Annotated in this window: 23 protein-coding genes and 2 tRNA genes; 13 read left to right on the top strand and 12 right to left on the bottom strand. The window is 62.6% G+C overall.

Annotation, left to right across the window (positions count from 1 at the left end; translation table 11 throughout):
- Positions 1-18: 18 nt before the first annotated feature.
- The 3 genes from LB556_RS21455 to LB556_RS21445 are packed head-to-tail and all read right to left on the bottom strand — an operon-like array spanning position 19 to position 2,760.
- Positions 19-1,668: an ArnT family glycosyltransferase gene (locus LB556_RS21455; RefSeq protein ID WP_224569730.1), complete on the bottom strand. Its 1,650-nt coding sequence runs from the start codon at positions 1,666-1,668 to the stop codon at positions 19-21.
- A gap of 32 nt (positions 1,669-1,700) precedes the next feature.
- The gene (locus LB556_RS21450; RefSeq protein ID WP_224569729.1) at positions 1,701-2,033 is read right to left on the bottom strand and encodes a lipid-A-disaccharide synthase N-terminal domain-containing protein; all 333 of its coding nucleotides are present in this window, start codon (positions 2,031-2,033) and stop codon (positions 1,701-1,703) included.
- Positions 2,026-2,760 (bottom strand): glycosyltransferase family 2 protein, encoded by a 735-nt coding sequence (locus tag LB556_RS21445; protein ID WP_224569728.1) that lies wholly within the window; start codon positions 2,758-2,760, stop codon positions 2,026-2,028. The genes LB556_RS21450 and LB556_RS21445 overlap by 8 nt, the downstream gene beginning before the upstream one ends.
- Positions 2,761-3,138: 378 nt before the next feature.
- Between LB556_RS21445 and tyrS the strand changes: the two genes are divergently transcribed.
- The gene (gene tyrS, locus LB556_RS21440) at positions 3,139-4,392 is read left to right on the top strand and encodes a tyrosine--tRNA ligase (RefSeq protein WP_224569727.1); all 1,254 of its coding nucleotides are present in this window, start codon (positions 3,139-3,141) and stop codon (positions 4,390-4,392) included.
- Positions 4,393-4,398: 6 nt separating this feature from the next.
- On the opposite strand, the gene LB556_RS21435 is transcribed toward tyrS, so the two are convergent.
- Entirely contained in the window at positions 4,399-7,776 is a 3,378-nt protein-coding gene (locus tag LB556_RS21435; protein WP_224569726.1) for a DUF3971 domain-containing protein, read from the bottom strand.
- 95 nt (positions 7,777-7,871) lie between these two features.
- On the opposite strand from LB556_RS21435, the gene LB556_RS21430 reads away from it, so the two are divergent.
- Complete coding sequence (locus tag LB556_RS21430; RefSeq protein WP_224569725.1) at positions 7,872-8,339, top strand: peroxiredoxin; 468 nt, start codon at positions 7,872-7,874, stop codon at positions 8,337-8,339.
- Positions 8,340-8,382: 43 nt separating this feature from the next.
- Here the strand turns inward: LB556_RS21430 and LB556_RS21425 are convergent, their stop codons facing one another.
- Entirely contained in the window at positions 8,383-9,519 is a 1,137-nt protein-coding gene (locus LB556_RS21425) for a GNAT family N-acetyltransferase (RefSeq protein ID WP_224569724.1), read from the bottom strand.
- On the bottom strand, positions 9,516-10,517 hold the full coding sequence (locus LB556_RS21420) for a sterol desaturase family protein (RefSeq protein WP_224569867.1): 1,002 nt from the start codon (positions 10,515-10,517) through the stop codon (positions 9,516-9,518). Before LB556_RS21420 ends, LB556_RS21425 begins: the two co-directional genes overlap by 4 nt.
- A 302-nt stretch (positions 10,518-10,819) precedes the next feature.
- On the opposite strand from LB556_RS21420, the gene LB556_RS21415 reads away from it, so the two are divergent.
- From LB556_RS21415 to LB556_RS21390, 6 genes are all read left to right on the top strand, one after another.
- Positions 10,820-12,124, top strand: a complete 1,305-nt coding sequence (locus LB556_RS21415) for a M23 family metallopeptidase (RefSeq protein ID WP_224569723.1) — start codon at positions 10,820-10,822, stop codon at positions 12,122-12,124.
- Positions 12,125-12,385: 261 nt separating this feature from the next.
- Positions 12,386-13,552, top strand: a complete 1,167-nt coding sequence (locus LB556_RS21410; RefSeq protein WP_224569722.1) for an ROK family transcriptional regulator — start codon at positions 12,386-12,388, stop codon at positions 13,550-13,552.
- Positions 13,549-14,313 (top strand): ATP-binding cassette domain-containing protein, encoded by a 765-nt coding sequence (locus LB556_RS21405; RefSeq protein WP_224569721.1) that lies wholly within the window; start codon positions 13,549-13,551, stop codon positions 14,311-14,313. Before LB556_RS21410 ends, LB556_RS21405 begins: the two co-directional genes overlap by 4 nt.
- A gap of 39 nt (positions 14,314-14,352) precedes the next feature.
- Positions 14,353-15,393, top strand: coding sequence for a sugar ABC transporter substrate-binding protein (locus LB556_RS21400; RefSeq protein WP_224569720.1), 1,041 nt, complete (start codon positions 14,353-14,355; stop codon positions 15,391-15,393).
- A gap of 116 nt (positions 15,394-15,509) precedes the next feature.
- The gene (locus LB556_RS21395) at positions 15,510-16,505 is read left to right on the top strand and encodes an ABC transporter permease (RefSeq protein WP_224569719.1); all 996 of its coding nucleotides are present in this window, start codon (positions 15,510-15,512) and stop codon (positions 16,503-16,505) included.
- Positions 16,506-16,550: 45 nt separating this feature from the next.
- The gene (locus tag LB556_RS21390; protein WP_224569718.1) at positions 16,551-17,321 is read left to right on the top strand and encodes an SDR family NAD(P)-dependent oxidoreductase; all 771 of its coding nucleotides are present in this window, start codon (positions 16,551-16,553) and stop codon (positions 17,319-17,321) included.
- Positions 17,322-17,382: 61 nt separating this feature from the next.
- Here the strand turns inward: LB556_RS21390 and LB556_RS21385 are convergent, their stop codons facing one another.
- On the bottom strand, positions 17,383-17,544 hold the full coding sequence (locus LB556_RS21385; RefSeq protein ID WP_224569717.1) for a hypothetical protein: 162 nt from the start codon (positions 17,542-17,544) through the stop codon (positions 17,383-17,385).
- Between the two features lie 101 nt (positions 17,545-17,645).
- Here LB556_RS21385 and LB556_RS21380 point away from each other — a divergent pair, with 101 nt between their 5' ends.
- A complete protein-coding gene (locus LB556_RS21380; protein WP_224569716.1) occupies positions 17,646-17,912 on the top strand; it encodes a hypothetical protein in 267 nt (88 codons plus the stop codon).
- Positions 17,913-18,002: 90 nt separating this feature from the next.
- On the opposite strand, the gene LB556_RS21375 is transcribed toward LB556_RS21380, so the two are convergent.
- Positions 18,003-18,079 (bottom strand) — tRNA-Asp (locus LB556_RS21375).
- Positions 18,080-18,296: 217 nt separating this feature from the next.
- On the opposite strand from LB556_RS21375, the gene LB556_RS21370 reads away from it, so the two are divergent.
- Positions 18,297-18,372, top strand: a tRNA-Val gene (locus LB556_RS21370).
- A gap of 10 nt (positions 18,373-18,382) precedes the next feature.
- Here the strand turns inward: LB556_RS21370 and rbsK are convergent.
- Genes rbsK through LB556_RS21355 form a run of 3 tightly spaced genes read right to left on the bottom strand, consistent with a single transcriptional unit; the run spans position 18,383 to position 20,855 of the window.
- Positions 18,383-19,321, bottom strand: a complete 939-nt coding sequence (rbsK, locus tag LB556_RS21365; protein WP_224569715.1) for a ribokinase — start codon at positions 19,319-19,321, stop codon at positions 18,383-18,385.
- Positions 19,322-19,325: 4 nt separating this feature from the next.
- Positions 19,326-19,778, bottom strand: coding sequence for an RbsD/FucU family protein (locus LB556_RS21360; RefSeq protein WP_224569714.1), 453 nt, complete (start codon positions 19,776-19,778; stop codon positions 19,326-19,328).
- A 27-nt stretch (positions 19,779-19,805) separates the two neighbouring features.
- Entirely contained in the window at positions 19,806-20,855 is a 1,050-nt protein-coding gene (locus LB556_RS21355) for an ABC transporter ATP-binding protein (RefSeq protein WP_224569713.1), read from the bottom strand.
- Positions 20,856-21,148: 293 nt separating this feature from the next.
- Between LB556_RS21355 and LB556_RS21350 the strand changes: the two genes are divergently transcribed.
- The 3 genes from LB556_RS21350 to LB556_RS21340 all read left to right on the top strand — a co-directional run bounded on the left by LB556_RS21350 (position 21,149) and on the right by LB556_RS21340 (position 24,962).
- Entirely contained in the window at positions 21,149-22,813 is a 1,665-nt protein-coding gene (locus LB556_RS21350; protein ID WP_224569712.1) for an ABC transporter substrate-binding protein, read from the top strand.
- 98 nt (positions 22,814-22,911) lie between these two features.
- Positions 22,912-24,033 carry a carbohydrate ABC transporter permease gene (locus tag LB556_RS21345; protein ID WP_224569711.1) on the top strand — a complete coding sequence of 374 codons (1,122 nt, stop codon included), beginning with the start codon at positions 22,912-22,914 and terminating at the stop codon, positions 24,031-24,033.
- An 11-nt stretch (positions 24,034-24,044) separates the two neighbouring features.
- Positions 24,045-24,962, top strand: coding sequence for a carbohydrate ABC transporter permease (locus LB556_RS21340; protein WP_224569710.1), 918 nt, complete (start codon positions 24,045-24,047; stop codon positions 24,960-24,962).
- Positions 24,963-24,995: 33 nt separating this feature from the next.
- On the opposite strand, the gene LB556_RS21335 is transcribed toward LB556_RS21340, so the two are convergent.
- Positions 24,996-25,739, bottom strand: a complete 744-nt coding sequence (locus LB556_RS21335; protein WP_224569709.1) for a creatininase family protein — start codon at positions 25,737-25,739, stop codon at positions 24,996-24,998.
- Position 25,740: the final 1 nt, after the last annotated feature.

Raw genomic sequence — 25,740 nt, 5'->3', positions numbered from 1 at the left:
TCGATCCCATCATCGAAGTTATTGCGCTATACGGTAGAGACCGAGGGACAGCTTGTCTCCCGACGAATAGTTGAGGCCGTCGATCTCGGCGACGCGGTTCGCCGACTTGCCTTGCACGGACAGCATGCCATTCAGTTTCTGTTCGTCGCCGATCGGCGCCAGGCCAAGGGAGCAAGCGGGATCGGCGAGCAGATGCTCCGCCACGCCACCGACATTGGTCAGCACCGTTTTCGTGCCGACCAGGAACACCAGGCTCGGCTCCTGATAGCGCGCCGAGGCCAGCACGGTCGTATCGCAAGGTTTGTTGGCAAGCACCGCTTTCCTGATTGCCGGGCTCAGCCATATCGGCTTCAGCGACGGGGCGATGACCTCGAACAGCAAGGCATAGGCGATGCCCGCACAGGCGGCGGTGGCGCCGATGCGGGGCAACGGCACCTGCAACCGCCGGGAGAACGCAAGGTGGCCCGCGCCGAGTGCGGCCGCGGCCGCCGGAATGCTCCACCAGGAGAAAGTGTGGGCGAGGTAGATCGGCGCTCCGACGCAGACAGCCGCCAGGCCTAGGCTGACCACGACAAGGCCGAAGGCGGTCGACCACCACAACCATTGCTGCCAACGCCTGAGCGGTGCATTGGCGTCCTGCGGCTGCAATGTCAGCAGCCAGCCGATCAGCAGCGCCATGCCGGGATAGGCCGGCAGCACGTAATGCGGCAACTTGGTAGGAATGAGTTCGAAGACGAGCCAGAACGGAATGTACCAGGCGAGACAGAAGCGCAGCCGGACATCGTCGCGCAGACGGTTGAGGGCCTGCAGGCCAGCGCCGACCGCGATCAGGCCGAACGGCCACATGAACAGCGAATAGGTCAGCATATAGAAGCCGGGTGGCAGGCCGTGCGATTCCGCGCCTGACGCGACTTTGCCGAGCATGTCCTTGCCGACAGCCTGCTGCAGGAAAGCGCCATGGCTTTTCCAGGTAATCGCGGCGAGCCAGGGTAAAGCAATCACCAGGACAAGCAGCAGGCCGCGCCCAACCCTGAGCTTCGACAACCAGCGCCCGTCGCGCTCGAATGCAAACAGGGCGGCGACGGTCAACGCGGACAGCAGCGGCGCAATCGGCCCCTTGATCAGGATCGCGGCCCCTTGTGCGATCCAGAAGATCCACCAGAGATGGCCTCCGACCGTTTCGTTGCGGCGCGATGCGACATAAATCTGCGCCAGCGCGCCTTGCGCCGCCACGCAGCAGGCCAGCAGCATCGCATCGGTCTTGGCGTCGCGGCCCTCGAAAGCCGTGGCGAAGATCCCCGCCATCACCAGCCCGGCGGCGATCCCGGCATTGGCACCGAAAAGATTGGTCCCGGTCCAGGCGATCGCCAGCACGGCAATGGCAATGCCAAGCGCCGAAACCGTGCGATAGACCCAGATCGGCGCCCCGGCCCCCTGACCGCTCAGCGCCACGGCCGCCGATTGCAGCCAGTAGATGCCGATCGGCTTCTGGTAGCGCGATGTCTCCTGAAAGCGGATGTCGATATAGTCGCCGCTCTCGACCATCTGTTTGGTGGCCTGAACGAAGCGCGGCTCATCGCGGTCGATCGGCGGCATGGATGCCAGGCCCGAAGCCGTCATCATCAGGCTGAACAGGAAGAGAAGTATGTAGTTCCTGTTCAATGCCATTTTTGAGTCTCTCCGATCATTTTGGCGACAGCTCAATCGACCTTGGTCATCGCCGCCTTGCGCTCATTGGCGATCAGCCAGAGATTTCTGATGTAGATGAACATGCCCATGGCCTGCCCGGCGATGAACACCGGGTCCTGGCGCTGGATGGCATAGAGCAGAAGCAGTCCACCACCGAACAGGGAGAAGAACCAGAAAGCCACCGGCACGACGCTGCGCTTGGCCTTTTCCGAGGCGAGCCACTGCACGACAAAACGCATGGTGAAGAAGAACTGGGCGATGAAACCGAGCAGAACCCACGCATCGAACTGCTTGATGAAAACCTGGTGAAGCCAGGTCCCCAGTTCCTGAAGCACATTAAACACGCTTGATTTCCTTTACTTCTGGCATTCTGCGGCGCCGCCGGCGCAGCCACCAGACACCGATGAGATCGGCCGCGCCCTGCAGGCCGCGATCGAAAATGCCGTAATTCGATTTGCCGTGCCGGCGCGAGCGGTCGACGACGTCGCAATGCACGATGCGATACCCCTCCTGGATGACCAGTGCCGGAACGAAGCGATGGGTGCCGTCGAAGAACGGCAGTCTGCGCAGGATTTCGGTGTGGACCGCTTTCAGGCCACAGCCGGTGTCGCGCGTCTCGTCATGCAGGATGGCATTCCGCAGCCAGTTGGCGAACCGCGACGCCAGTTGCTTGACCTTGCTGTCGCGGCGCTTGAGGCGCTGCCCCTGTGCGGCGCCAAAATCGGGGCCGGCCTGGCGCAAGGCGTCGACCAACACCGGAATGTACTGCGGATCGTTCTGGCCGTCGCCGTCGATCGTCGCGACGATGGCGCCGCGCGCCGCCCAGGCGCCCGAACGCACCGAGAGGCTCTGGCCGGCGGATTTTTCATGCCGCAACTCGCGCAGCGGAAACGGGCGAAGCGCGGCCTGTTCGGCGAGCACGGCAGCGGTCTCGTCAGTCGAGCCGTCATTGACGATGATCAGTTCGAAGTCGCGGCCGGCCATCGCCGCCTCGATCTCGTCGATCAAGAGCGGCAGGTTTGCCGCCTCGTTCCTGCAGGGAATGACGATGGATATCAATGCGTCCGGCATATCGCGTCGGGCTCTGTCGTAGGATATGGCATTTGTGAATGCCGTGCGGTGCGGCTTGAGGTCGTGGGCTGCAAGAACCTTTGGCGCGGCGCCTCATTACGCCAGCCGAAACGATGAAGCAAGCATTGCAGCCGGATCGCCGCTGGCACCATCCGTGCGGACCGCAAAACCGGAATCCACTTTTGCTGATTGCGAACTCCTGTATGACGCGCAATCCAGCGCAAAACCGGAATCCACTTTTGCTGATTGCGAACTCTTGTATGACGCGCAATCCAGCGCAAAACCGGAATCCACTTTTGCTGATTGCGCTTGGATGCTAAACGCGCGCGGTCACATATGCCCGCGACGGACCGGGCGTACGCTTTCGGGAAAGAAAACATGCCTGCCTTCAAATCCGATTTCCTGCGCACGATGAGCGAGCGCGGCTTCATCCATCAGACCTCGGATGATGCCGGCCTCGACCAGCTCTTCGCCACGGAGACGGTAACGGCCTATATCGGTTTCGATGCGACCGCCAAGAGCCTGCATGCCGGCTCGCTGATCCAGATCATGATGCTGCACTGGCTGCAGCAGACCGGCCACCGGCCGATCGCGCTGATGGGCGGCGGCACGTCGATGATCGGCGACCCCTCCTTCAAGGACGAGGCGCGCAAGCTTTTGACCCCGCAGGATATCGACGACAATCTCGCCGGTATCCGCCGCAACTTCATGCCCTACCTCAAATTCGGGAATGGTCCGAACGACGCGATCATGGTCAACAACGCCGACTGGCTGATGGAGATCAACTACGTCAATTTCCTGCGCGATGTCGGCCGGCACTTTTCCGTCAACCGCATGCTTGCGTTCGATTCCGTCAAGTTGCGGCTCGATCGCGAGCAGTCGCTGTCGTTTCTCGAATTCAACTACATGATCCTGCAGGCTTATGATTTCGTCGAACTCTACAAGCGCCTTGGCTGCCGCCTGCAGATGGGCGGCTCCGACCAATGGGGCAACATCATCAACGGCATCGATCTCGGCCGACGCATGGAGGATGCGCAACTCTATGCACTGACCACGCCACTGCTCACCACCTCGTCCGGTGCCAAGATGGGCAAGTCGGCCTCGGGGGCGGTCTGGCTCGATCCGGAGATGCTGAGCCCTTACGAGTTCTGGCAGTACTGGCGCAACACCGAGGATGCCGACGTTGCCCGCTTCCTGAAACTCTACACCACGCTGCCGCTGGACGAGGTCGCACGGCTCGAGCGGCTGGGCGGCTCCGAGATCAACGAGGCAAAGAAGATCCTCGCCACCGAGATCACCGCCCATCTGCATGGCCGCGCGGCCGCCGAACAGGCCAGCGAGACCGCGCGCAAAACCTTCGAGGAAGGCGCGCTCGCCGACACGTTGCCGACCATCGAGACGGACAGGGCCGCGCTGGAGGCCGGCGTCGGCATCCTCTCGCTGCTGGTCAGCGCCGGGCTGGCATCATCCAACGGCGAGGCGAGGCGGCATGTCCAGGGCGGCGCCGTGCGCCTGAACGACCAGCAAATAAGCGACGACCGTCGCATGGTCACGCTTCAGGACTTGAGTCCGGAAAATGTCGTAAAGCTTTCATTGGGCAAGAAAAAGCACGTCCTGGTGCGGCCGGCCTGAGACCGCTCACCGATACTCGAAGATCGACCTGAATATGCCCGGCGCGATCACCGACAGCGGGTTGACGTCGAGCACCGGCTTGTTGGCATTGCCCCGCAGCCGGTAGGTGACGCCGATCAGGCCGCGGTCGCGGCCATTGCCCAGAAGCGCGCCGACGATGGGCAACTCGCCAAAAATGCGGTTGAGGCCATAGACCGGCATGAAGGTGCCGGTCATATCCATATTGTTGTTCTGGTCGTAGAGGATGCCCTGGAAGGTCGTGCCGATGCGCGGCCCACGCAGCACGCCGTTGGCCAGCTTCAGATAGCCGCCGCCCTTGTCGATCTCGGCGTAACCACGTTCGAACTTCACCCGCGAGGTGTCGAGCTTGCCTTTCACCGCCTGGTTGAGGCTGCGGCTGTCGCCGGCCGGCGTGGTCGAGACGATGGAGGCGAGTTTCGGTTCGTTGACGACGAAGAAGTTGGTGGTGTCGACCTTGCCCTTCATCGGGCCGTCGCTGGTCCCCGTCAATGCCAGCGTGATCGATCCGCCTTCCATGTGCTCATAGATGTTGAGGAACCGCAGGATGGCGCCGGCGTCCGCAGATTGCACTTTGAGCGAGCGCCCGCCGTCGCCGGTGGTGTTGCTGATGGCAATGGCGGCGCCGGAACTCGCCGTCGCGCTGACCCTCAGTCCGTTCACCCTTGAACCAGCCGCACTGTAGTCGAGCTTCAGGTTGGACAGTTGCTCGTCATGGAAACCGGTCAGCTGTTCGACATTGGCGCTGACGGAAATGTTGTCTGTTCCCGTCGTCTTGGTCGCGGTGTCCACATCGGACGTGAACTGCTTGATGAGTGAACGCGCATCGAGCGCGCTGCCGTTTATGTCGACCGCATAGCCCTTGCCCGAACGCTTTACCGAAACCGCCACGTCGTCGCCCCTGTTCAAGGCGACCTTGCTGAACCTGGCCGAAGACAGGGCGCCGCCGACCAGCACGACAGTGCCGTTGACGGAGAATGACTTTCCGTCGAGGCTGAAGTCGGACAGCGTCGTGATGTCGCCGGACTTGGTCATGACGAATGTGGCGTTGGCAGGCACCCCCGCCCCCTTGCTCCAGCCGGCCCAGGGAATATCCAGCCTGGCGTTGGTCAGGTCGGCCGAGACATTCTGGTTGCCGCTGCCGCTCTTGTCGATCGCGACCTTCACGGTTCCGCCAAGCAGCGGCGTCAGGCCAGGCATGGCGGCGGCGCGGGTCTTGTCGTCGAGCACCAGGGCTACCTTGCGGCTGCGCGCCGGCCCGTCATCCGCCAGCGGCTCGACGAGGTCGAGTTCAGCCGGAATGCCGTTCAGCGACGCCTTGGCGGAAATGACAGCCTTTTGCGGATCGACGGTGATCGAGCCATCGGCATCGGTCACGGTCTGTCCCTCGAACGGCTTGGCCAGTGACAGGCCGGTGTAGTCGAGCGACACCAGCCAATCGAGCTTCGAAGTGTCGACGCCGGACTGCAGCGGGATATCCGCCTTGACGTGGCCGGTGACGCCGCCGGAGAGGTCTTCCGGCAGGAAGCCGACATGACGCATGGCATTGATCGGTTCGTAGGAGGCAAGTTCGGCGACGGCGGACGCATCGCCGGCAACATCGATATCGAGAGCGCCGATGACCGGCGGGCGGTTGGCCGCCTTGACCGTCAGCGTGCCGTTGCTGGCCGCCACGGTGCGGCCGCTGGGCATGAAGACGGTGCCCGACGACAGCGAAATTTCGACGTCGTTGCCGTGGAACCCGACGACGCCCACCGCGTCGCGGATCGGCGGAATGCGGCCGGCCGTGTCGAAACGCGCGCCCTCGATTTGGAAGCGGCCGAAGACCTCATCGGCGGACAGCGGCACGCCATTGCCGAGGCGATCCGGAACCACCTGGAATTGGAGGTTGGCATCGACGACGCGGCCGCCGAACAGATTGTCCAGCACCCAGAGCCGCGCATTGCGCGCCGAAAACCAGGGCCAGAGCTGTTTGACGTGAGAGACCGGCATATTGTGGACGTTGAGCGCCAGATTGATCCCGGGGGCCTTGCCATCAACGAATTCCACGGCAGCGGTGCCAAGCACCTCACTGGAAGCGGCGGACCGAACAGCGATCTGCTCGGCTACCAATTTATGGCTTTTGGTCTGATAGACGCCGGCAATGCGGGCAAGGAAGGTCAGGGCGGGCTCAGGCGACTCCGAAGGCGCCAGCGTCGAACCGTCGCTGGTCAGGTCATAGCGGTAGGCAGGCTCCTCGCCCGCGGCGCCGGTCGAAGGCTTGGGTCCGATCGAGCCAGCGAAATCGAAGGCCGAGCGACCGGTCTTGAGCAACAGCCTGTCCACCTGAATCTTGTTGCTGCCGTGGACAAGAGTAGCGTTGAGATCGATGTCGGCGGGCACCTGCCCGTGCGAGCCCAGATCGAGCACGGACCCCGTGGACGACAGGGCGGCCGTCAGCCGCGAGGCGGTGTCGCCTGCCCCTTGCGATCCTTTTAGCTTGATGGTGACCGCGCCCAACCTACTTCCACCCGCGGCTTCGTTGCCGTTGGCAATGCCGATCGTGGCATCCAGTGCGGTCACGCGACTGGTCACGCTATCGCGGGCGGCGGATGCGGCAGTGGTCACAGCCCTGCCGTCGACGTCCACCCGCGACGACAACGCGATAGCGCCAGGCCCGGATTGCACGACGGTGGCGTCGGCCACCTTGATCGACTTGACGGTGGCGGCCTCGGGCAGGATGAATTCCACATTGTGAAGATCGATGCGACGCATCGAATCCTCGCGCACCGCATCGAGTGCATCGCCGACGTTGCGGAACACCGCGTCGGACAGTTTTTCAGGATCGATCAGCCCGTCGTCATTGCGCAGTTCGGCTGTCCAGTCGCCGCCCGATGGCATGGCGGCCGTGACGATGCGCGCATCCGAGATCCTGGCGCTGGTCAGCCGCACCTCGCCCCACAGCAGCGGCACGAGGCGCATACCGAAACGCACACGACCAGCATCCGCCATGGGTTTGCCGTCGCTGGTCTTCAGGCTGACATCGCTGACCTGGAGAGCGACAAAGCTCGAACCGTCGAGTGTGATGCGCGCCGGCCCGACCGCGACATTGACGTCGACGCCCGCCAGCCTCTCTATGGCGCTCTCCGCCTCGACACGCAGCCTGTCCGACCCGATGCCGTAAAGGCCGATGAGATAGACGGCCACCGCGGCCAGCATGATGAATGCGACAAGGCCGGCAAACGCGCGCGAAAGCATACGCACGCCGCGGCCGATGGCAGCCTGACCGAGCGGCGGCACGCGGCACGCGGACGGCAAGCCCCCCAGGTCGGTGATCTCGTCCCGCCTGAACCTGATCTTCTCGTGCTGCGGTTGCTCCTGATCCACGCAATCTTCCGTTGTACGAATTCGCTCGTGGACGAATCCCCGCTCGACACTATATCCCTGTGCCTTCGCGCGTAACCTCAAACAAGGGCATCGATATGGCTGACCTCGACGTAGGCGATCCCGCGCCGCAATTCGATCTGCCGCGGGATGGTGGCGGATCGCTCAGCCTCGCCGCGTCCGCCGGCAAGCCGATTGTGCTCTATTTCTATCCACAGGACGACACGACAAGCTGCACCCAAGAGGCGATCAGCTTTTCACAGCTGAAGCCGGAATTCGAGAAGGCCGGCGCCGTGGTCATTGGCCTGTCGCCCGATAGCACCAAGAAACACGACAAATTCAAGGCGAAATACGACCTCACCATCGACCTCGCCGCCGACGAAGAGCGCAAGGTGATCGAGGCCTACCATCTGTGGGTCGAGAAATCGATGTACGGCCGCAAGTACATGGGCGTCGAGCGAGCGACGTTCCTGATCGGCCGCGACGGGCGGATCGCCAGGATCTGGCGCAAGGTCCGGGTCAAGGGTCATGCCGAGGAAGTCCTGGAAGCCGTTCGCGCGCTTTGACCGCGCCGTCAAAGCCCACGAAAGCAATCGACAATTGTGGTCGTTACTCGTCAGGCGCCTCGGCCTTCGACTGGCGCTGCGTCCTCCAGGACTTAGAAGCATGGTTCACACGATCGGCCAGCGCGGCGACATGACCGCGCAAGCCGCGCGCGCCAATCATCGATGACAGCCTGACCGAACGCGTGGCGAAGCGCCGCTTGAAATCCTCACCGCCGCAGAGAAAATCGATCTCGGCAAGGCCACGGTCGAGCGACCACTGGATATAGTCCATCATCAGTACCATGCCAGGCGAGGCGCGCTCGTATTCGGGATCATAGGTGGTGACGAAAGCCATCATCGTGCCGCGTTGCTCGAAGTTGATCGAGACGGCAACGATCGTGTCGTCGAGCTCGAGCACGAAGATGCGCAACAGCCCGAGGTCGGCCAGCACCGCAATCAGCGCGGAGAGTACCGGCGAGCCCTGATCGAACAGGTCCGAAGCGCGACCATGCCGGGCGAGCCAGAGGCGCTTCAGCGTCGCGACCCGCTCGAGCACCGGCTCGCGCGGGTCCTTCGCGTCCAGGAGCCGGAAACGCAATGTACCGCTCTCTTCCATGAACTTGCGGCCACGACGATAGTTCTGCCGGCCCTTCTTGGACAACGTCTCGAACCATTCCGCCCCACGCTGCCAGGGACCCGCGACACGATAGCTGATTTCAGTACGGTGGTTGGGCCGAAGCGCCTTGCCGTGGGCCGGCTCCAGCAGGGCATGAACACCGGCATCCGGCAGCAGACGGTTGAGATAGATCAGGTCGAAACCGCCCTGGTCAAAAACATGCTGCCAGAGACGGGAAATGACCAGCGGGTCGCTTTCGGGCGCAACCAGCGCGTCGCCATAGTCACTGTGATCCTTCGCCGCCCATTCGAGCACACGGATGCCCGAGCGCCTGAAGGTCGCGAGCGCTATCACGCCATCGAGCCGGTCGCCGTTCCAGGCAAGCCCGATCCTGAGCGTGCGCCGCTCCTGATGCGGGGTGGTGCGCCACCAGGCCGCGATCCAGTCCGGGTGCTGGAAGACAAGTCCGCCAGCCTGCTGCCAGAGCGCGCGCCAGGCGGGTGCGATCTCGGCAAGGCGCACTGCCGATGTCACGACTTCGAAGCTGCGTGTCCGCGGGATGGCGAGCGTGACCGGAGCGTTCATGGCCGGGTCCCTTCCGATGATCGCGCGGTGCGTGACCGTGACTTCCCAAGCCGGATGCGCTTGGCAATATGCCCCCACATCCGCTTCAGCGGCATGACGTAAAGGCCGGCGAGCGACTGGTAGTCGCGCACGTCGCGGTCGACCAGCCCGAACTTGAAGTCCTCGTCGGGCCTCGGCACGCACAGTGTTCCGAAGAGCCGATCCCAGAATGAAAAGAGCAGCCCGAAGTTCTTGTCGTAGTGGCGCGGATCGACGCTGTGATGCAACTGGTGCCAATGAGGACACAGGATCACGTTGTTGAGCGGCCCGAACGATATCTTGAAATGCGTGTGCCTGACGAAATCCATCATCAGGATGTTACGCATGACATAGACGTTGACGCCAAAGACGGTCAGTTCGACAAGATTGAGCGAAATCAGCGACCAGATGCCGAAACAGAGCCCCACGACGATGCCGTCCCAGGCCCGATTCATCAACTCGTCGAGCGGATGGACCCGATCCTTGGTGATCCCCACCATCACCTCGGCCGAGTGATGCACTTTGTGCAGTTCCCAAAGCAGCGGATAGCGATGCTGGGCCACGTGATAGAGATAATAGGAAATGTCGTAGGCGAGCAGCATGCTGACGGTGAAGATCAGCACCGTCGCCGGGCCCGCCGGCCCCTCGATCAGAGGCGGCTGGAACTGGAACAATGTCGAAAACAGCCAATTGGTCCCGTAGCCCACCGCCGTGACGAAGACGATTCCGGCGGGCAGCATCAGGAAAGGCATCAAGGCCTTCTTCGTTACCCAGAACAGCAGGTCGGCCTTCGCGGACGGATGAGTGATGACCTCATGCGGAATGACGAACTCGAAAAACTCCTTCCAGCTCTTCTCCTCGACCGTGCGCCAATAGGCCACGAGCGCGCTGACAAAGGCAGTCAGCAGCAAAAGCCCAGTCGCCAGCAGGCTGGCGCCTGAAATCTTGTCGAGGATCTTGCCAACCAGATCGTTCAGCATTCCCACCGTCACGACGAATCCAAAATACCAGCACGCCTTTACTCGAAAAACGTCAATTAAATGCAACCGAAGACAGTTAAGAAAACTGGGCCTTGCTCTGCGGGTGACTGGTCGCTGCTGGCAGGATATTGGGGCTCGTCGTCAAGATTTCGCGACATGGCAGCCGCGATATGGCGATTTTCATGCAACCCCTTGCCCGCGCCGCGTGCGTTCGACGCCACCCGTTCGGTATGGCAAGCCTTTGTTAACCCTAATAATGTGTAATCGAGCTATCGTGGTGTCGTAAACGAAAGCTTGGTCCCGTGAACGCAACCGGTCAGTCCGCAGTCTTCGGCAGGCGCAGGGAACCCCACACCGTCATCATCGCCCGAGGCAACGAGATCAGGCACTTCACGATCCGCCCCTGGCTCGCGGCATTCATCGGTTCGGCGCTCGCGGCCATTGCCATCGGCTACCTCCTGGCCACCTCCTATCTCGTGCTGCGCGACGACCTGATCGGCGCCACCACCGCGCGCCAGGCGCGCATGCAGCAGGCTTATGAGGACCGGATTTCAGCGCTTCGCGCCCAAGTCGACCGCATCACCAGCAGGCAGTTGCTCGACCAGCAATTGATGGAGACCAAGGTCAGCGAACTGCTTGAACGCCAGACGCAGCTCAGCCAGCGGCATGGCCGTCTCGGCCCGCTGCTCGAACGCGCCGAAAACGATGTCGGAACGGTGCCCCCCGGAGATCCCGCCGTCGCCGCCAAGCCGGACAAGGGCGCCGAAGTGACCGGCAGCATCAACCGGCCCGCGCGGAACTACGCGGTTGCCAGCCTTGGCGCGGATCTCGGCGCCGCCGACACAAAGCCATTCTCCTTGTGGTCGACCCGCACCGATCCGGTGCCCAGCGATTCAGCCGCCGATCGTGCCGACAAACTGTTCGTCTCGATCAACCAGTCGCTGAAATCCATCGAGAACGAACAGCTCAACCGCATCAGCACGCTCGCGGACAATGCCTACAAGAGCGCCGACGCCATCCAGCAGGCGCTGCAAGCGGCCGGACTGCCGGTCGACGGCGATTTCGGCAAGAACGAAAACGATGTAGGCGGACCGCTGATCCCACTCGATTCCTCGATGATCTTCGACAGCAAGGTCAAGGAGTTGGACGAGGCGCTGAACACGCTCGATCAGCTGAAAAAGGAAGCGCGCCAGCTGCCGCTTGCCAACCCCGCCCCCGGCCATTCCGTCACCAGCCCGTTCGGCGTGCGCACCGATCCCATCCTCGGCACGGCCGCGCTGCATTCGGGAATGGATTTCAGGGCGCCCATCGGCATGGCGGCGCGGGTGACAGCGTCCGGCGTCGTCACCAAGGCCGGCTGGAACGGCGGTTATGGCCGCATGGTGGAAGTCGATCACGGCAACGGCTTTGCGACCCGCTACGGGCATCTGAGCGAAATCGACGTGACCGTAGGCGAGAAACTGGACGCCGGCGCCGTCATCGGCAAGACCGGCAGCAGCGGCCGATCGACCGGGCCGCATCTGCACTATGAAGTGCGCCACAATGGCGAAGCCATCGATCCCCTGCGCTTTCTGACCGTCGGCAAGAAAGTCGCGCAATATCTCTAGCGAGGGCACCCGCTCGCTTGTGCCCGGAGCCACCGGCACGGTCAGGCCCCCATCTTCCTTGGCCGCTAAGCCGCTGTCGGCCATCCGCGATTGAAGCGGCGGGAGGTCTGCAAACCGCGTGTACGCTGGATCATCAAATACCGATCCGGCGAAGGTAAGGTGCCACATGACCGGCGTTGGGTCCGTGTTCCGGACATTTTTGAATTCCATTTGACTGAATAAATATTTGATGCGAACCTTACGTCAAGTGGGGCGCAAGGCATGGCATTGCGGGGGACCAATCAGGAATTCGGGCGGCCGTACAACCGGCGCATCGTGCTGGAGTCGATCCGCCGTCAAGGCCCGATTGCACGTGCCGACATTGCCAGGCATGTCGGGCTCACCGTCCAGACCGTGTCGACCATCGTTCGCGAGCTGGAGGAACAAGGCTACATACTGTCCGTGCGCGAAGAGCCGAAAGGGCGCGGGCTGCCTCCGGCGACGCTGCGTATCAACCCGGAAGGCGGCTATGCCGTCGGCATCCATCTGACGCCGCTTGGAATAGACGCCGCGTTGATCAACCTGAGCGGCGACGTCGTCGAGAGTTCACACCGCGAAGCGCCCAATGCGGCGCCCGATCATGCGTTCGACCAGATTGGCGCCATGGTCCGCGACCTGACGGGCAAGCGGCCCGGCGGCCGCGTCATCGGCATCGGCATGGCGCTTCCGGGTCCATTCGACGTCGATTCCATGAGCTTTGTCGGCCCGACCACGATGACCGGCTGGAAGCACGTGGCGCTGCGTGAGCGGCTGACATCCGCCACGGGATTGCCGGCATTCTTCGAGAGCGACATGGCCGCCGCCGCGATGGGCGAGCGGCTCTATGGCATCGGATCCCGCCATTCCGACTATTATTATCTCTATTTCGGCGTCGGGCTTGGCGGCGCGATGATGCATGACGGCGCCGTTCTGCGCGGCGCCTGGGGCAATGCGGGCGAGATCGGCCACATTCCCGTGGTCCCTGACGGCGAACTCTGCCCCTGCGGCAACCGAGGCTGCCTGGAGCGCTACCTCTCGCTCGACGCGCGAGGCCGACGCGCCGGCAGCGACGCCGATTGGGTGGCGCAAGTCGGCCCGATCTTCCGCAATGCCATCGCCATCATCGAAAACCTCTTCGACCCGGAGACGGTCGTGCTCGGCGGCCTGGCGGCATCGGAGTTGCTCGAGCGCCTGGCAGACGCGGCCGAACCGCTGCACAATTCGGTTTCGGCCCGCGCGGACCGCAAGACGGCGCGTGTCATCGTCGCCGGCGGCGGCCAGCATGCCGTGCTGCGCGGTGCTGCGGCACTCGCCGTCTCCGGGGTGTTGTCGCCCCGCTTCGGCCAGATGTTCGCGGCCGAACGCGAGCGCGGCCGCGACATCCTTTCGGCTCGGGAGATTGCCGCGTGAGCGAACCCCTGCTGGTGCTCGACAAAGTGACCAAGAACTATGGCGCGATCGAAGCGCTGAAGGGGATCAGTTTTTCCATCGGCAGGGGCGAGGTGGTGGCGCTGCTCGGCGACAACGGCGCCGGCAAATCGACGCTGGTCAAGATCATATCAGGCGGCCTTGAACCGACCTCCGGCCGCATGCTGTTCGAGGGCAAGGAATTCCTGGCCCGGTCGCCGGCGGAAGCCAAGGCGGCGGGTATCGAAACCGTCTACCAGGACCTCTCGCTTTGCACCAATGTCGACGTGGTGGCCAATTTCTTCATGGGCCGCGAGATCACCAGGAAGGTGCTTGGCATTCCCGTCCTCGATGAACGCGCCATGGAGGCCGTCGTCGGCAAGGCGCTGGCCAGCGCCGGCACCCGCATTCCATCGCTGCGCACCAATGTCGAGCATCTCTCGGGCGGCCAGCGCCAGGCTATCGAGCTCAACCGCTTCGTGCATTGGGGCGGCAAGCTGGTGCTGCTCGATGAGCCGTTCGCCGCACTTGGCGTCGAGCAGACGCGGCGCGGTCTCGACATGATCCGCCAGGTGGCGAGCCAGGGCATCGGCGTCGTCATCATCACCCACATCATGCAGCAGGCTTTCCAGGTCGCCGACCGGATCGTGGTGATCCGGCAAGGCGTCGTGGCCGGCGATGTAGCCAGAAACAAAACAAGTCCCGATGCGGTGATCAACATGATCACCGGGGAGACGCTTGCCGGTGCCGGACCGGCGGGCTGAGGGACAAAGAGGGGTCCGGCTTAACAGGGAGCCAACGACATGAAGCGAATACTTCTTGCTGTCTTCGGTATCCTGGCACTGGCCTTTGCCACGCTCATGCCGGCATTCGCCCAGTCCAAGGGTACCGTCTATTACATGGTGCCGACACTGCTCGACGAGTTCCAGACCGGCTCGGTGAGCGCACTGGAGCTGTTCCTGAAACAGACCGGCTACGAGATGAAGACGCTGAACGCCGACAACAAGACCGACGCCCAGCAATCGCAGATGAACGACGTCATCGCGCTGAAGCCGACTGCGATCATCCTGGCCGCCGTCGATTTCAACGCGCTTAAACCATCCATCGAGGCAGCGCGCGCCGCCGGCATTCCAGTGATCGAGTTCGACCGCCAGATCACGTCGACACCTTCCGACTTTACCTCGGTCGCGGGTACCGTCGAGATCGGCTACGTTGCCGCCGAGCAGGCCGAAAAGCTTCTGAAAGCCAAGAACGGCTCGGTGAAGGGCAAGGTCCTGCAGGTGCTTGGCGATCCCGGCGATCCCTACACGCTCGACATCCAGAAGGGTTTCGAGGAGAAGATGAAGGCGTTTCCGGACGTCAAGATCATCTCGCTGCCGGCCATGCAATGGGAGGCCAGCAATGCCGGCACCATCGTTGCCGACCAGATGCTGGCCAACCCCGACATCGACCTGATCTTCAGCCATGCCGCTCACCTCTCGGTCGCCGCCGTCGCCTCGCTCGAGGCCGCCGGCAAGAAGCCAGGCGACGTCATGCTGATGAGTTCGAACGGCGCGCCGGTCGGTCTCGACCTGATCCGCAAGGGCTGGCTCAACGTCGAAGTCGAGCAGCCGCTCTACGCACAGGCCGCGGCCGTTGCCATGTTCATGGACAAGGTCGTCAAGAAGGACGAGATCAAGCCAGGCGAATACGATGTGCTTGGCCTGAAGTCGACCGTCACAAAGGAAGCCTGGGGCCCGAACATCAAGATTCCGGGTGCTGCCATCACCAAGGAGAACGTCGACAATCCGGCCTTCTGGGGCAACCAGAAGCCGCCGACGGATTCGGTCAAGTCGGTCGAATAGACAGACGGCCCAACCGCTCCGGGCCATAGCCGGCCCGGAGCCCTCCCCTGCCCGCATGAAACGAGGCGCAGGCAATCTGCCGCGGCCCTGATTGCGCACGCCAACCGGATCGACACATGAACCCTCGCACACGCCACGCCCTGGAGTTCGTCCTCGACAATCTTGTCTGGTTCATGCTGCTCCTTGTCCTGGTCGTCTTCTCGCTGTTCATCCCGAACTATTTCCAGCTCGGCATCTTCGCCAACATCATCGAGGCGTCGAGCGTGCTCGGCGTGATGTCGATCGGCCTGGCGCTGGTCATCATTGCCGGTCACATGGACCTGTCGGTCGAATCCGTCGCCGCGCTCAGCGCGATGGCGGTCGGCATCCTGTTTTGTTCCTCGGGCATCGGCCTCGGCGTCCAGTTGCACCCGCAATGGCTGATGGTTCCGGTTTCGCTGCTGCTGGCGCTGGCCGTCGGCGGCCTCATCGGCGCCTTCAACGGCTATCTCGTGGTCAGGGTCAAGATGAGCGCCTTCATCATCACGCTGGCATCCTACATCTGGGTACGCGGCCTCGTGCTGGTCATTTCGGGCGGCCGCTCGGCGCAGGATCTGGCACCTGCCATCCGCTGGTTCGGCATCCAGCGCCTGATCGGCCTGCCTCTGACGGCCTGGATCGCGGTGGCCTGTTTCGTGGTCTTCTCGCTGATCATGGCCAAGACGCCGTTCGGCAGGCACCTCGTGATGATCGGCGGCAATGAGACCGCGACCTTCCGCGCCGGCATCCGGGTGAACCGCAACCTCGTCATCGCCTTCGTGCTTGCCGGCGCCATCGCGGGGCTTGCCGGCTGGCTGCTGGCGATCCGCACTTCGGGCGCCACCGCAAATCTGGGCATCGGCCTTCTGTTCAATGCCTTCGCGGCCGTGGTTATCGGCGGCGTCAGCCTGAAGGGCGGCGTCGGCACTTTGCCCGGCGTCTACGCCGGCGTGCTCCTGCTCTCTGCCATCAACACGGCGATCAACCTAATGGGCCTGCCCGCCAATTTCACCCAGGTCATCCACGGCCTGCTGGTGCTGGCCGCCGTGCTGCTCGACGCATTCAAGCAAACCATTCGCCAAAGACTGGCATGAGAGAGATCGGCATGAGGCGGGGATTGGCATGACAGGATGGTACGCATGACCGGACGACTGAAAGACAAGGTGGCGCTGATCGTCGGCGCGGCGCGCGGCATCGGCAAGGGCATCGCACAGCGCTTCGCCGAAGAAGGCGCAAGGCTGGTGCTCGCCGATTCCGAAGCCGAGGCCGGACAAGCAAGCGCGGATGAACTCGGTGTCCCCTTCATCCGCACCGACATCTCGCAAATGCGCGACGCCGAGGCCGCGGTGGCGCTTTCACTGGAACACCACGGCCGCCTCGACATCATCGTCCAGAATGCCGGCATCTATCCTTGGCAGCTGATCGAAAACACCAGCGCCGACGACTGGGACCGCGTCATGGCCGTCAATTTGCGCGGCACTTTCAATGCCAGCCGCGCGGCCCTGGTGCCGATGAAGGCGCAGCGCTTTGGCCGCATGCTCTACACTTCATCCATCACCGGCCCGCATGTCACCAGTCCCGGCCACGGCCATTATTCGGCGACGAAGGCAGGCATCAATGGCTTCATTCGCGCCGCGGCGCTGGAGTTCTCCGGCTACGGCATCACCGTCAACGGCGTCGAACCCGGGAATATCCTTACCGAAGCCATCCAGCAGCATCGCGGCGCCGCCTATATCAGGAACATGGAAGATTCGATCCCGCTCGGCCGGCTCGGCAGCCCGCGCGACGTGGCCAACGCCTTCCTGTTCCTCGCTTCGGACGACGCCAGCTACATCACCGGCACGACCATCGTCGTCGATGGCGGGCAATTGCTGCCCGAGGGCAAGGATTTCCGGATGGTGCCGCCGTGATGGCACGACTCGATCTTTGAACAGCGCACAAGAGCGCCGCGAATTCGAATGGTGCTGCAAATCAGAACCGTTCAACCGAAAAATCGTCTCTTTCTCTGTCGGCCGGCAACCGCTCGTAATCCAACGGCGCCCGCAAGTCGGTGCGTGCCTGCGCGCGCCCGACCTCTTCGCCAAGTTTGTATGCGAGGAACAGTGAGCCAATTCTAACCAGCCAACGGATCATGTGTGTCTCCCTCTACGTGGCAAGAGAAACCCCGCGACCCGAAAGTTTGTTCCGTGTGCTATATCTTTTGCAGGTTTGGGAAGTTCAGATAGGAGGCTGACGTGAGAATTAGGACAACGACACATAACCATCCCGGCGAAGCTGGCGTCATCCTGCTCGAACAGCCTGTCGAAAACCTGATCGTGGCGACCGATATTCGCGACGGTACCACGACGCTGTTCGGGACAGCGAATTTGCAGGTGAACTATGCCGGCTCGTACGACATCCGGGTCGAATTCACACCAACGGAACTCACGAAAGTATACCAGATATTGGTCAAAAACCTGATCGAGGAAATTCAGGAACTGAACAGCGCTCAAAATCCCTGACGCGAGCGGCGCAGAAAAAAGAGTAGAAATTATCCAACTCGGCTTCGGCGCCACTCCCATTAAAACCCTTGCATAACAAGAGATTGAGAGTGGCGCGAGTGACGGGGCTCGAACCCGCGACCTCCGGCGTGACAGGCCGGCACTCTAACCAACTGAGCTACACCCGCGCATTGACGAGCACGTGTCAGCCGTGTTCGTCGTTGGGGCGCTGGATAAGGGGTTCGCCACCGGGTGTCAAGCGCACCAAACCATCATAACAGCAAACTGGAGAAGGTTTTTTGACAGCCGGTGTTTTGTTCGCAAATACGGCCGGCGATCGGGGCATCGCCTGTTCATTTGGCCTTGCGAAGCTGGTCCCGACCGCTTAAAGGTCCGGCCCGGAGCGGGCGATTAGCTCAGTTGGTAGAGCGCTTCGTTTACACCGAAGATGTCGGCGGTTCGAGCCCGTCATCGCCCACCATTCAAGCCGTTCAAGCCTCGTCGCCCTTGGCCAGCAGCGCCTCGACCTCCTGCAGTGTCGGCATCGACGGTGCAGTGCCCGGCCTTGTCACGGAAATGCCGGCAACGGCGCAGGCGAAACGGACCGCTGGCAGCGGCTCGACGCCGCGCGCCAGTGCCGCGGCCAGGCCACCATTGAACGCATCGCCCGCTCCCGTGGTCTCCACCACGGGCCCCGCGCTCATGGCGGGAACATGCTCCGAGCGATCCTTCGAATGCAGCAACGCACCCTTTTCGCCGAGCGTGACGATAACCGTGCCGACGCCCTTTTCGAGCAGCATGCCGGCAGCGGCGCGGGCCTCGTCGACCGAAGAGACTTTCATCCCGGTCAATTCCTCGGCTTCGGTCTCATTGGGCGTGAGATAGTCGCAAAGCGTGTAGATGCTGTCGGGAAGCCTGGCCGCTGGTGCCGGATTCAGAATGGTCGTCACCCCTGCCCCGCGCGCGATCTCCAGCGCCCGCATCGCGGTCTCGATCGGCTGTTCTAGCTGCGTCACGAAAACACCGGCGCCACGGATCAGTGCGGCATTGGTCTCGATGTCCCCGGGCGAGATCAGCATCGCCGCGCCAGGGCTGACGATGATGGCGTTGTTGCCGCTTCCCTCCTCGACGAAGATGTAGGCGGCACCCGTATAGCTGTCCGGCGTCTCGATGGCCGCGCTCTTCACGCCGGCGTCTTGCCAGGTCCGCCTGGCCATCTCGGCGAAGGCATCGACACCGAGCCGGGTCAGGAAGGTGACGTCGGCCCCAAGCTTGCCGGCAGCCACCGCCTGGTTCGATCCCTTGCCGCCTGGTCCCAGCTTGAAGGAATTGCCGAGGATCGTTTCGCCCATGCGTGGCTGGCGATCGGCGCGATAGGCGGTGTCGGCTACAAAGACACCGAGGATGACGATCGGCTTGCAGGAGGCCATCCCTCTACTCCGCATCCGGCGGGACGACGCCCTTGCGCAAGGCAAAGCAGCCGTAGAAGCGACGCTCGCCGGTCTGGATGACGCAATAGGCCTGCTTGGCGCGCTCGTAGAAGGCGTAACGCTCGACCGGCACCATCGGCCATGATTTGCCCTCGGCGGCGTCGATCTCCTTCTGCACTTCCATCTGCACCGCCGGGATCTCGTCGGGTTTGCCGACGATCTCCATGCGGGCTGCCGAGTCGTCGACGAACGTGTCCAGCGGGTAGAGCGACAGCACCGCCTTGACCACCTGCGCCGCCGAGGCATCGATGCGCAGCAGCCGGCCGAGCGCCGTCTGGCGGGCCACCGAATCGGAGGGAAAGTTGGTGTCGGCGATGATCAGGTCATCGCCATGGCCCATCGCCCGCAACGCCTGGAGCACGTCGGCATTGAGCAGCGGATCGATCCCTTTGAGCATGATGGTCCTCGTGAACTGGGTTGGAGGTCAGAGACGCTTGCCGGTCTCGGCATCGAACAGATGGATATGGTCGAGCCTTGGCCGAAGCTTCAGCGTATCGCCGGGCTTGAAGTCGTGGCGCTCGCGAAACAGCGCCACCATTTCGCTGTCGCCAAAGCGCAAAAAGACCAGGGTTTCCGAACCGGTCGGCTCGACCACCGAAATCTTCGCCGGCACGCCATCGGGATGGATTTCGAGATATTCGGGCCGGACGCCATAGACGACGGAGCGCCCCGCCTCGACGGCGTTGTTCGGATCGACCGGGAACAGCGTTCCGGCAATGTCGACCCCGGCCTTGCGCCCGGTACCCTTGAGCAGGTTCATCGAAGGCGAGCCGATGAAGCCGGCAACGAAAAGGTTCGCCGGCCGGTCGAAAAGTTCCAGCGGCGCGCCGACCTGTTCGATACGGCCGTCACGCATGACGACGATCTTGTCGGCCATCGTCATGGCTTCGATCTGGTCGTGTGTGACATAGATGGTGGTGGTCTTCAGCCGCTGGTGCAGTTCCTTGATCTCGGTGCGCATCTGCACGCGCAGCTTGGCGTCGAGGTTCGAAAGCGGCTCATCGAAAAGGAATACCTGCGGATTGCGCACGATCGCGCGCCCCATGGCGACGCGTTGACGCTGGCCGCCGGAGAGCTGGCGCGGATAGCGCTTCAGATAGGGGCCGAGGTCGAGGATGTCCGCGGCGCGCTTGACCCGTTCGGCGACCACGGCCGGATCGGTCCTGCGCAGCTTGAGGGCGAAGGCCATGTTCTGCTCGACCGTCTTGTGCGGATAGAGCGCATAGTTCTGGAACACCATGGCGATGTCGCGTTTTGCTGGCGGCAGGTGATTGACCACATGGTCGCCGATGGCGATCGTTCCGCCGGAGACGGTCTCGAGCCCGGCCACCATCCTGAGCAGCGTGGACTTGCCGCAACCGGACGGGCCGACAAGCACGACGAACTCGCCATCGGCAATATCGACGCTGACTTCGTGCAGAACCTTGACGGTTCCAAATGCCTTGGCCACATTGCTGATCGCGACTTGAGCCATCGTTCCCCCATCGGCTCCACTGGCCGTAGGCGCAGAAGCTAGCCAACGCGACCGGTCAGGGCAAGTCGGTCTCTTATTGATAAAAACCTGTTCTCGTTGACACGGCGTTTGGTTGTGAGAATAGTGACTGGCGCTGGTCCGAATACTGGTCGCCCGAACCGCGAAATCGGAACTTCAATCGAGCAGGTGGGGACCTGCATAGTTCGCTTCCGAGCCGGGAGAATCGTGGGCGCTCCAGCGCCTGAGAAGTTTGGCCACATCCATTCACACAGATGTTCTGGGAGGAATAATCGATGAGAGTAGACATTTACGAGAAACTGGTCCGTGCCGGCGCCACCAGACGCGACATATTGAAAGGCGCGGCGTCGATGGCCGCGATCGCGGCGGCATCGGGCGCGGGCCTCGGCGCCTTGACGCGTCCTGCCTCCGCGGCAAGCGAACTTCGTGCAAAAATCCTGCAGATTCCCGGCGTCGGCAAAGGCCAGCCGACCGATGCCGATTTCCAGAAGGTCGGCGAGCTCTGCCTCGATGCGACCAAGGCCAGTGTCAAGGAAGGCGAGTTCGCCGGTGTCGAGCTCAAGTTCATGGGTCTCAACAACCAGAACCTGCACAACGTGCTGTTCCGCGGCTTCCTAAAGCCCTGGGAAGCCTACACCGGTGCCAAGATCAGCTGGATCGACCTGGCGCAGGCCGACTACAACGCCCGCTTGCAGCAGTCGATCGCCACTGGCACCGTGGACTTCGACATTGCCGAGATGGGCGCGCCTTTCGAAGGCGACGTGTGCGGCAAGGGGCTCACGTCGGAAATGCCCGACTGGGTCAAGAAGCAGATCGATATGGACGACCTGGTCAACTACCTGAAGCCGCCGGTCGGCACGTGGGACGGCAAGCAGTACCGCGTGACCATTGACGGCGACACTCACAATTTCAACTACCGCACCGACGTGTTCGCCGATGCCGACCTCGCCAAGCAGTGGAAAGACGGCGGCGGTGCCGGCGAATGGGGCGTGCCGAAGACCTGGCAGCAGGTGCAGGCCGTAACCAAATTCCTCAAGGGCAAGAAGTTCAACGGCCAGGACGTCTACGGCTACCTTGACGCGCCAAAGCCTTGGGGTGGTTTCGGCTTCTACTTCCTGGGCAGCCGCGCGACAGCCTACGCCAAGCACCCCGACGACAAGGCCTGGCTGTTCGACGCCGACACCATGAAGCCGCGCATCAACAATCCGGCCTGGGTGCGCGCCATACAGGACGTCATCGACGCCCTGCCTTCCGAACCCGCCGACCAGATCAACGCCGACCCGAACACCACCGGTTTCCAGCAATTCCTGGCCGGCACCGGGTCGATGATCCCCTGGTGGGGCGACATCGGCTCCAACGTCAAAACCAACGATTCCTCCGTGATTGGCGACCTTTGCGGCTTCGATATCCTGCCGGGCTCGGATGACGTCTACAATTCCAAGACCGGCCAATGGGAAAAGCTGCCGAGCGGACCGAACTACGCGCCCAACCTCGCCTATCTCGGCTGGGGCGTCTATGTCATGGCCCGCGTCGACAGCGATCCGAAGAAGCACAAGGCCGCCTGGAGCGCGGCGGCGCATCTCGGTGGCAAGGACCTGGCAATCTGGACGGCAATGTATCCGTCCGGCTTCCAGTGCTACCGCAACAGCCAGCACGACATCGACGAATGGGTGGCCGCCGGCTACGACAAGGCGTTCATCTCGAACTATCTCGACTCCCAGTTCAACTCCTACAACCATCCGAACGGCGCTATCGAGCCGCGTATCCCCGGCATCTTCCAATACTACAGCGCCGCCGAGGACATCCTGGCCAATACGTTCGCTGGCAAGATGAAGGCACAGGAAGGCGCCGATGCCATCGCCGCGGCCTGGGAGAAGCTGACCGACCAGATCGGCCGGGAGAAGCAGATCAAGCTCTACAAGGCCTCGCTCGGCGTCTAAGTGGACCCTTGATAAAAGTCACGGCCCGGCGTCACATCATCGCCGGGCCGAATTTTGACCGGCTCCCGTCGGTCAGTGTGGCAGAAGAGGCGAGAGGCGTGGCTGAACAGACTTCGACCACGAATGCGTGGCCGGCAAATTCCGCACCACTGGACCTGATCCCGCCTGGCCGCAAACGCCTCGGCTGGGCACTGATGGCCGCGGCCACGTTCGGCCTCCTGGCGATGATCCTGCTTCAGATCCTCTACAAGACCGAAGTCGACACGATCGGCTTCGAGACGTGGCGACCGGTCGTCTATGCCTACGTGCTGTGGGGCGTGGCTATCGGCATCGGTCAGGTGCTGACGCGTGGCGAGGACGGCCAGCGTGCGCTGTTCCTGCTGCCGGCCCTGCTGTTTACCATAGCCATGGTTATCTTCCCAACGCTGTTCGGCTTCTACATCGCGCTGACCGACTGGAACCTGAGTTCGTTCTCGGGTCGAAAATTCAACGGGCTGGACAATTTCTGGCAGATGCTCGCCGACCCGTACTACCGCAATGCGCTGTTCAACATGGTGCTCTATGTGCTGGCGGTACTGGTCGAATATGTCATCGCCTTCGGGCTGGCGCTGTTGCTCAACGCTCAGATCCGGGCGCGAAAATTCTTCCGCGTCGTCTTCCTGATGCCGCTGATGCTGTCGCCGGTCGCCGTGTCATGGATGATCGGCAAATCGCTGATGGAATACCGGTTCGGGCCGGCGGCAACGCTGGCGCGCCATCTCGGCTGGCAGAATCCGGCTTTCTTCTCGGATCCGATCACCGCGCGTATCTCCGTCATGATACTGGACGCCTGGACCTTCATTCCATTCATGATGATCATGCTGCTGGCCGGACTGCAGGCGATGTCGCGCGAGGTGCTCGAGGCGGCGCGCGTCGACGGCGCCAATGCATGGCAGACCTTCTGGCAGGTTACCTTCCCGCTGATGCTGCCGGTGTCGGTGACCGCCGTCGTGCTGCGCATCATCTTCAAGCTGAAGCTTGCGGACATCATCATCACGGTGACGTCGGGCGGTCCGGGGGGCGCCACCGATTCCGTGTCGAGCTTCATCTACCGCGAATACCGCGACCGCTCGAACGTCGGCTACGGCACGATGCTGGCGATGGCCTATCTCGTCATCATCGTCGTGTTCGTGACCTGGCTCCTGAAGATCGCCAACCGCTTCGTGCGCAACGTCAACTGAGTGGCCGGATCATGAGCGTTCAGACCACCGACTATACCGTCTCCGAAATCCGGTCTCCGGCGAGCTTCATCACCAGCCGCGTCTTCATCTATGGCGCGCTTGTCTTCTGGGCCTTCATCTGCCTGTTCCCCATCTACTGGACGATAACGACCTCGTTCAAATCGGCGGTCGACGTCACGCAAGGGCATCTGATCCCCTTCGTCGACTTCCAGCCGGACTGGAAGGGCTGGCGGTCGCTAGGCCTGTCGCCGGACTCGATCTTCCAGACATCGACCGTGCGCGACGAGTTCCTCAAGCGCTTCATGAATTCGGTCATCACGTCGGTCGGCGCGTCGAGCCTCGCCATCGTCATCGGCAGCCTCGCCGCCTACGGCCTCACGCGCTACCGCTACAAGTTCGCCTGGTTCAAGAATGAAGACATATCGTTCTTCTTCCTGTCGCAGTTGATCCTGCCGCCGGTGGTGCTCGCCCTGCCCTTCCTGGTGCTCTACCGCGAGGTCGGCCTGCTCGACACCCGCGTCGGGCTGATCCTGCTCTACACGCTGATGGTGCTGCCGATCGTCATCTGGATCATGCGCGACCAGTTCAATTCCATTCCTGTCGAACTGGAAGAAGCTGCCCTCGTCGATGGCCTGTCGATCTGGGGCGCCTTTTTCCGCATCGTCATGCCGATCGCGCTGCCGGGCATGGTCGCCGCCTTCATCCTGGCGATGGTGCTGTGCTGGAACGAGTATTTCTTCGCCGCCCTTCTGACCTCGACGGACGCCAAGACAATCCCGGTGATGGTAGCGAGCCAGACGGGGTCGCAAGGCATCAACTGGTGGTCGATGGCCGCCCTTGCCACCGCTGCGATCGCGCCGCTGGCGGTCATCGGCATCGCGCTCGAACGCTACCTGATCATGGGCATGACGGCCGGGGCGGTGAAGTGACCTCTTCCTCCGTGGGAGAAAGGTAAGATCGCGCTAGGCCTTCAGCACCTCACGCAGGTGATCCATGATCATGGCGACGCCCTTGTTCCCGAGTTCCGCCGAGGCGTCCTTGGCGCTGGCCGTATACCAGCCGGTATTGTCCTCGAAGTGCGTGGCATCCACCGCTTCCGGGCATAGCGCCAGCATCAGCGAGGTCTCGCCGATACCGGCATGGTCGAACGGATACTTGCCGTTCATGGCGGACGGCATCAGCGGATGCACCTGCACCCAGTTGAAGAAATTTTCGCCCGCTGCATGTCCGGCATAGTAGTCGGCCATCGTCTCGGAACCCCACCAGCCCTCGCCGCGCTGCTTCTCGAGGAAGCGGAAGATCGCCTGTCTGCCGGCGGTCTTGAAAGCGAGATCGGTCGGCATGCCGGCGGCGAAATTCTCGGTCTGGTGATGAATGATGGCGTGGATGTTGCGAAAGCCGGTGCGAAGCAGGCTGTAGAACAGCTCCTCGCCGAACGGCGCCAGTTGATTGCCGCCGACCTGAATGGAGCCGCTGCCTTCCGGCGGCGCCACTGCATAGCTCGCCGCGCCATAGTAGAAGGGCGGCAGGATGACGATGTCGCTCGCCTTTTCGAACAGCTCCAGCGTCTTTATGACGGCCAGCGTATCCATGCCGACGGCCATGTGCTCGCCATGGTATTCCAGCACGCCGAGCGGCAGTGCGACCGGCCAGTTCTGCGCGATCGCCTTGCGGATCTGGTGCGGCAGCATCAGTTCGTATCGCATG

This window comes from Mesorhizobium sp. ES1-4, from assembly GCF_020164745.1.
Classification (GTDB): Bacteria; Pseudomonadota; Alphaproteobacteria; order Rhizobiales; family Rhizobiaceae; genus Mesorhizobium.
The sequence above is the reverse complement of the archived record's forward strand: the minus strand, read 5'-3'. Positions and strand labels throughout refer to the sequence as shown.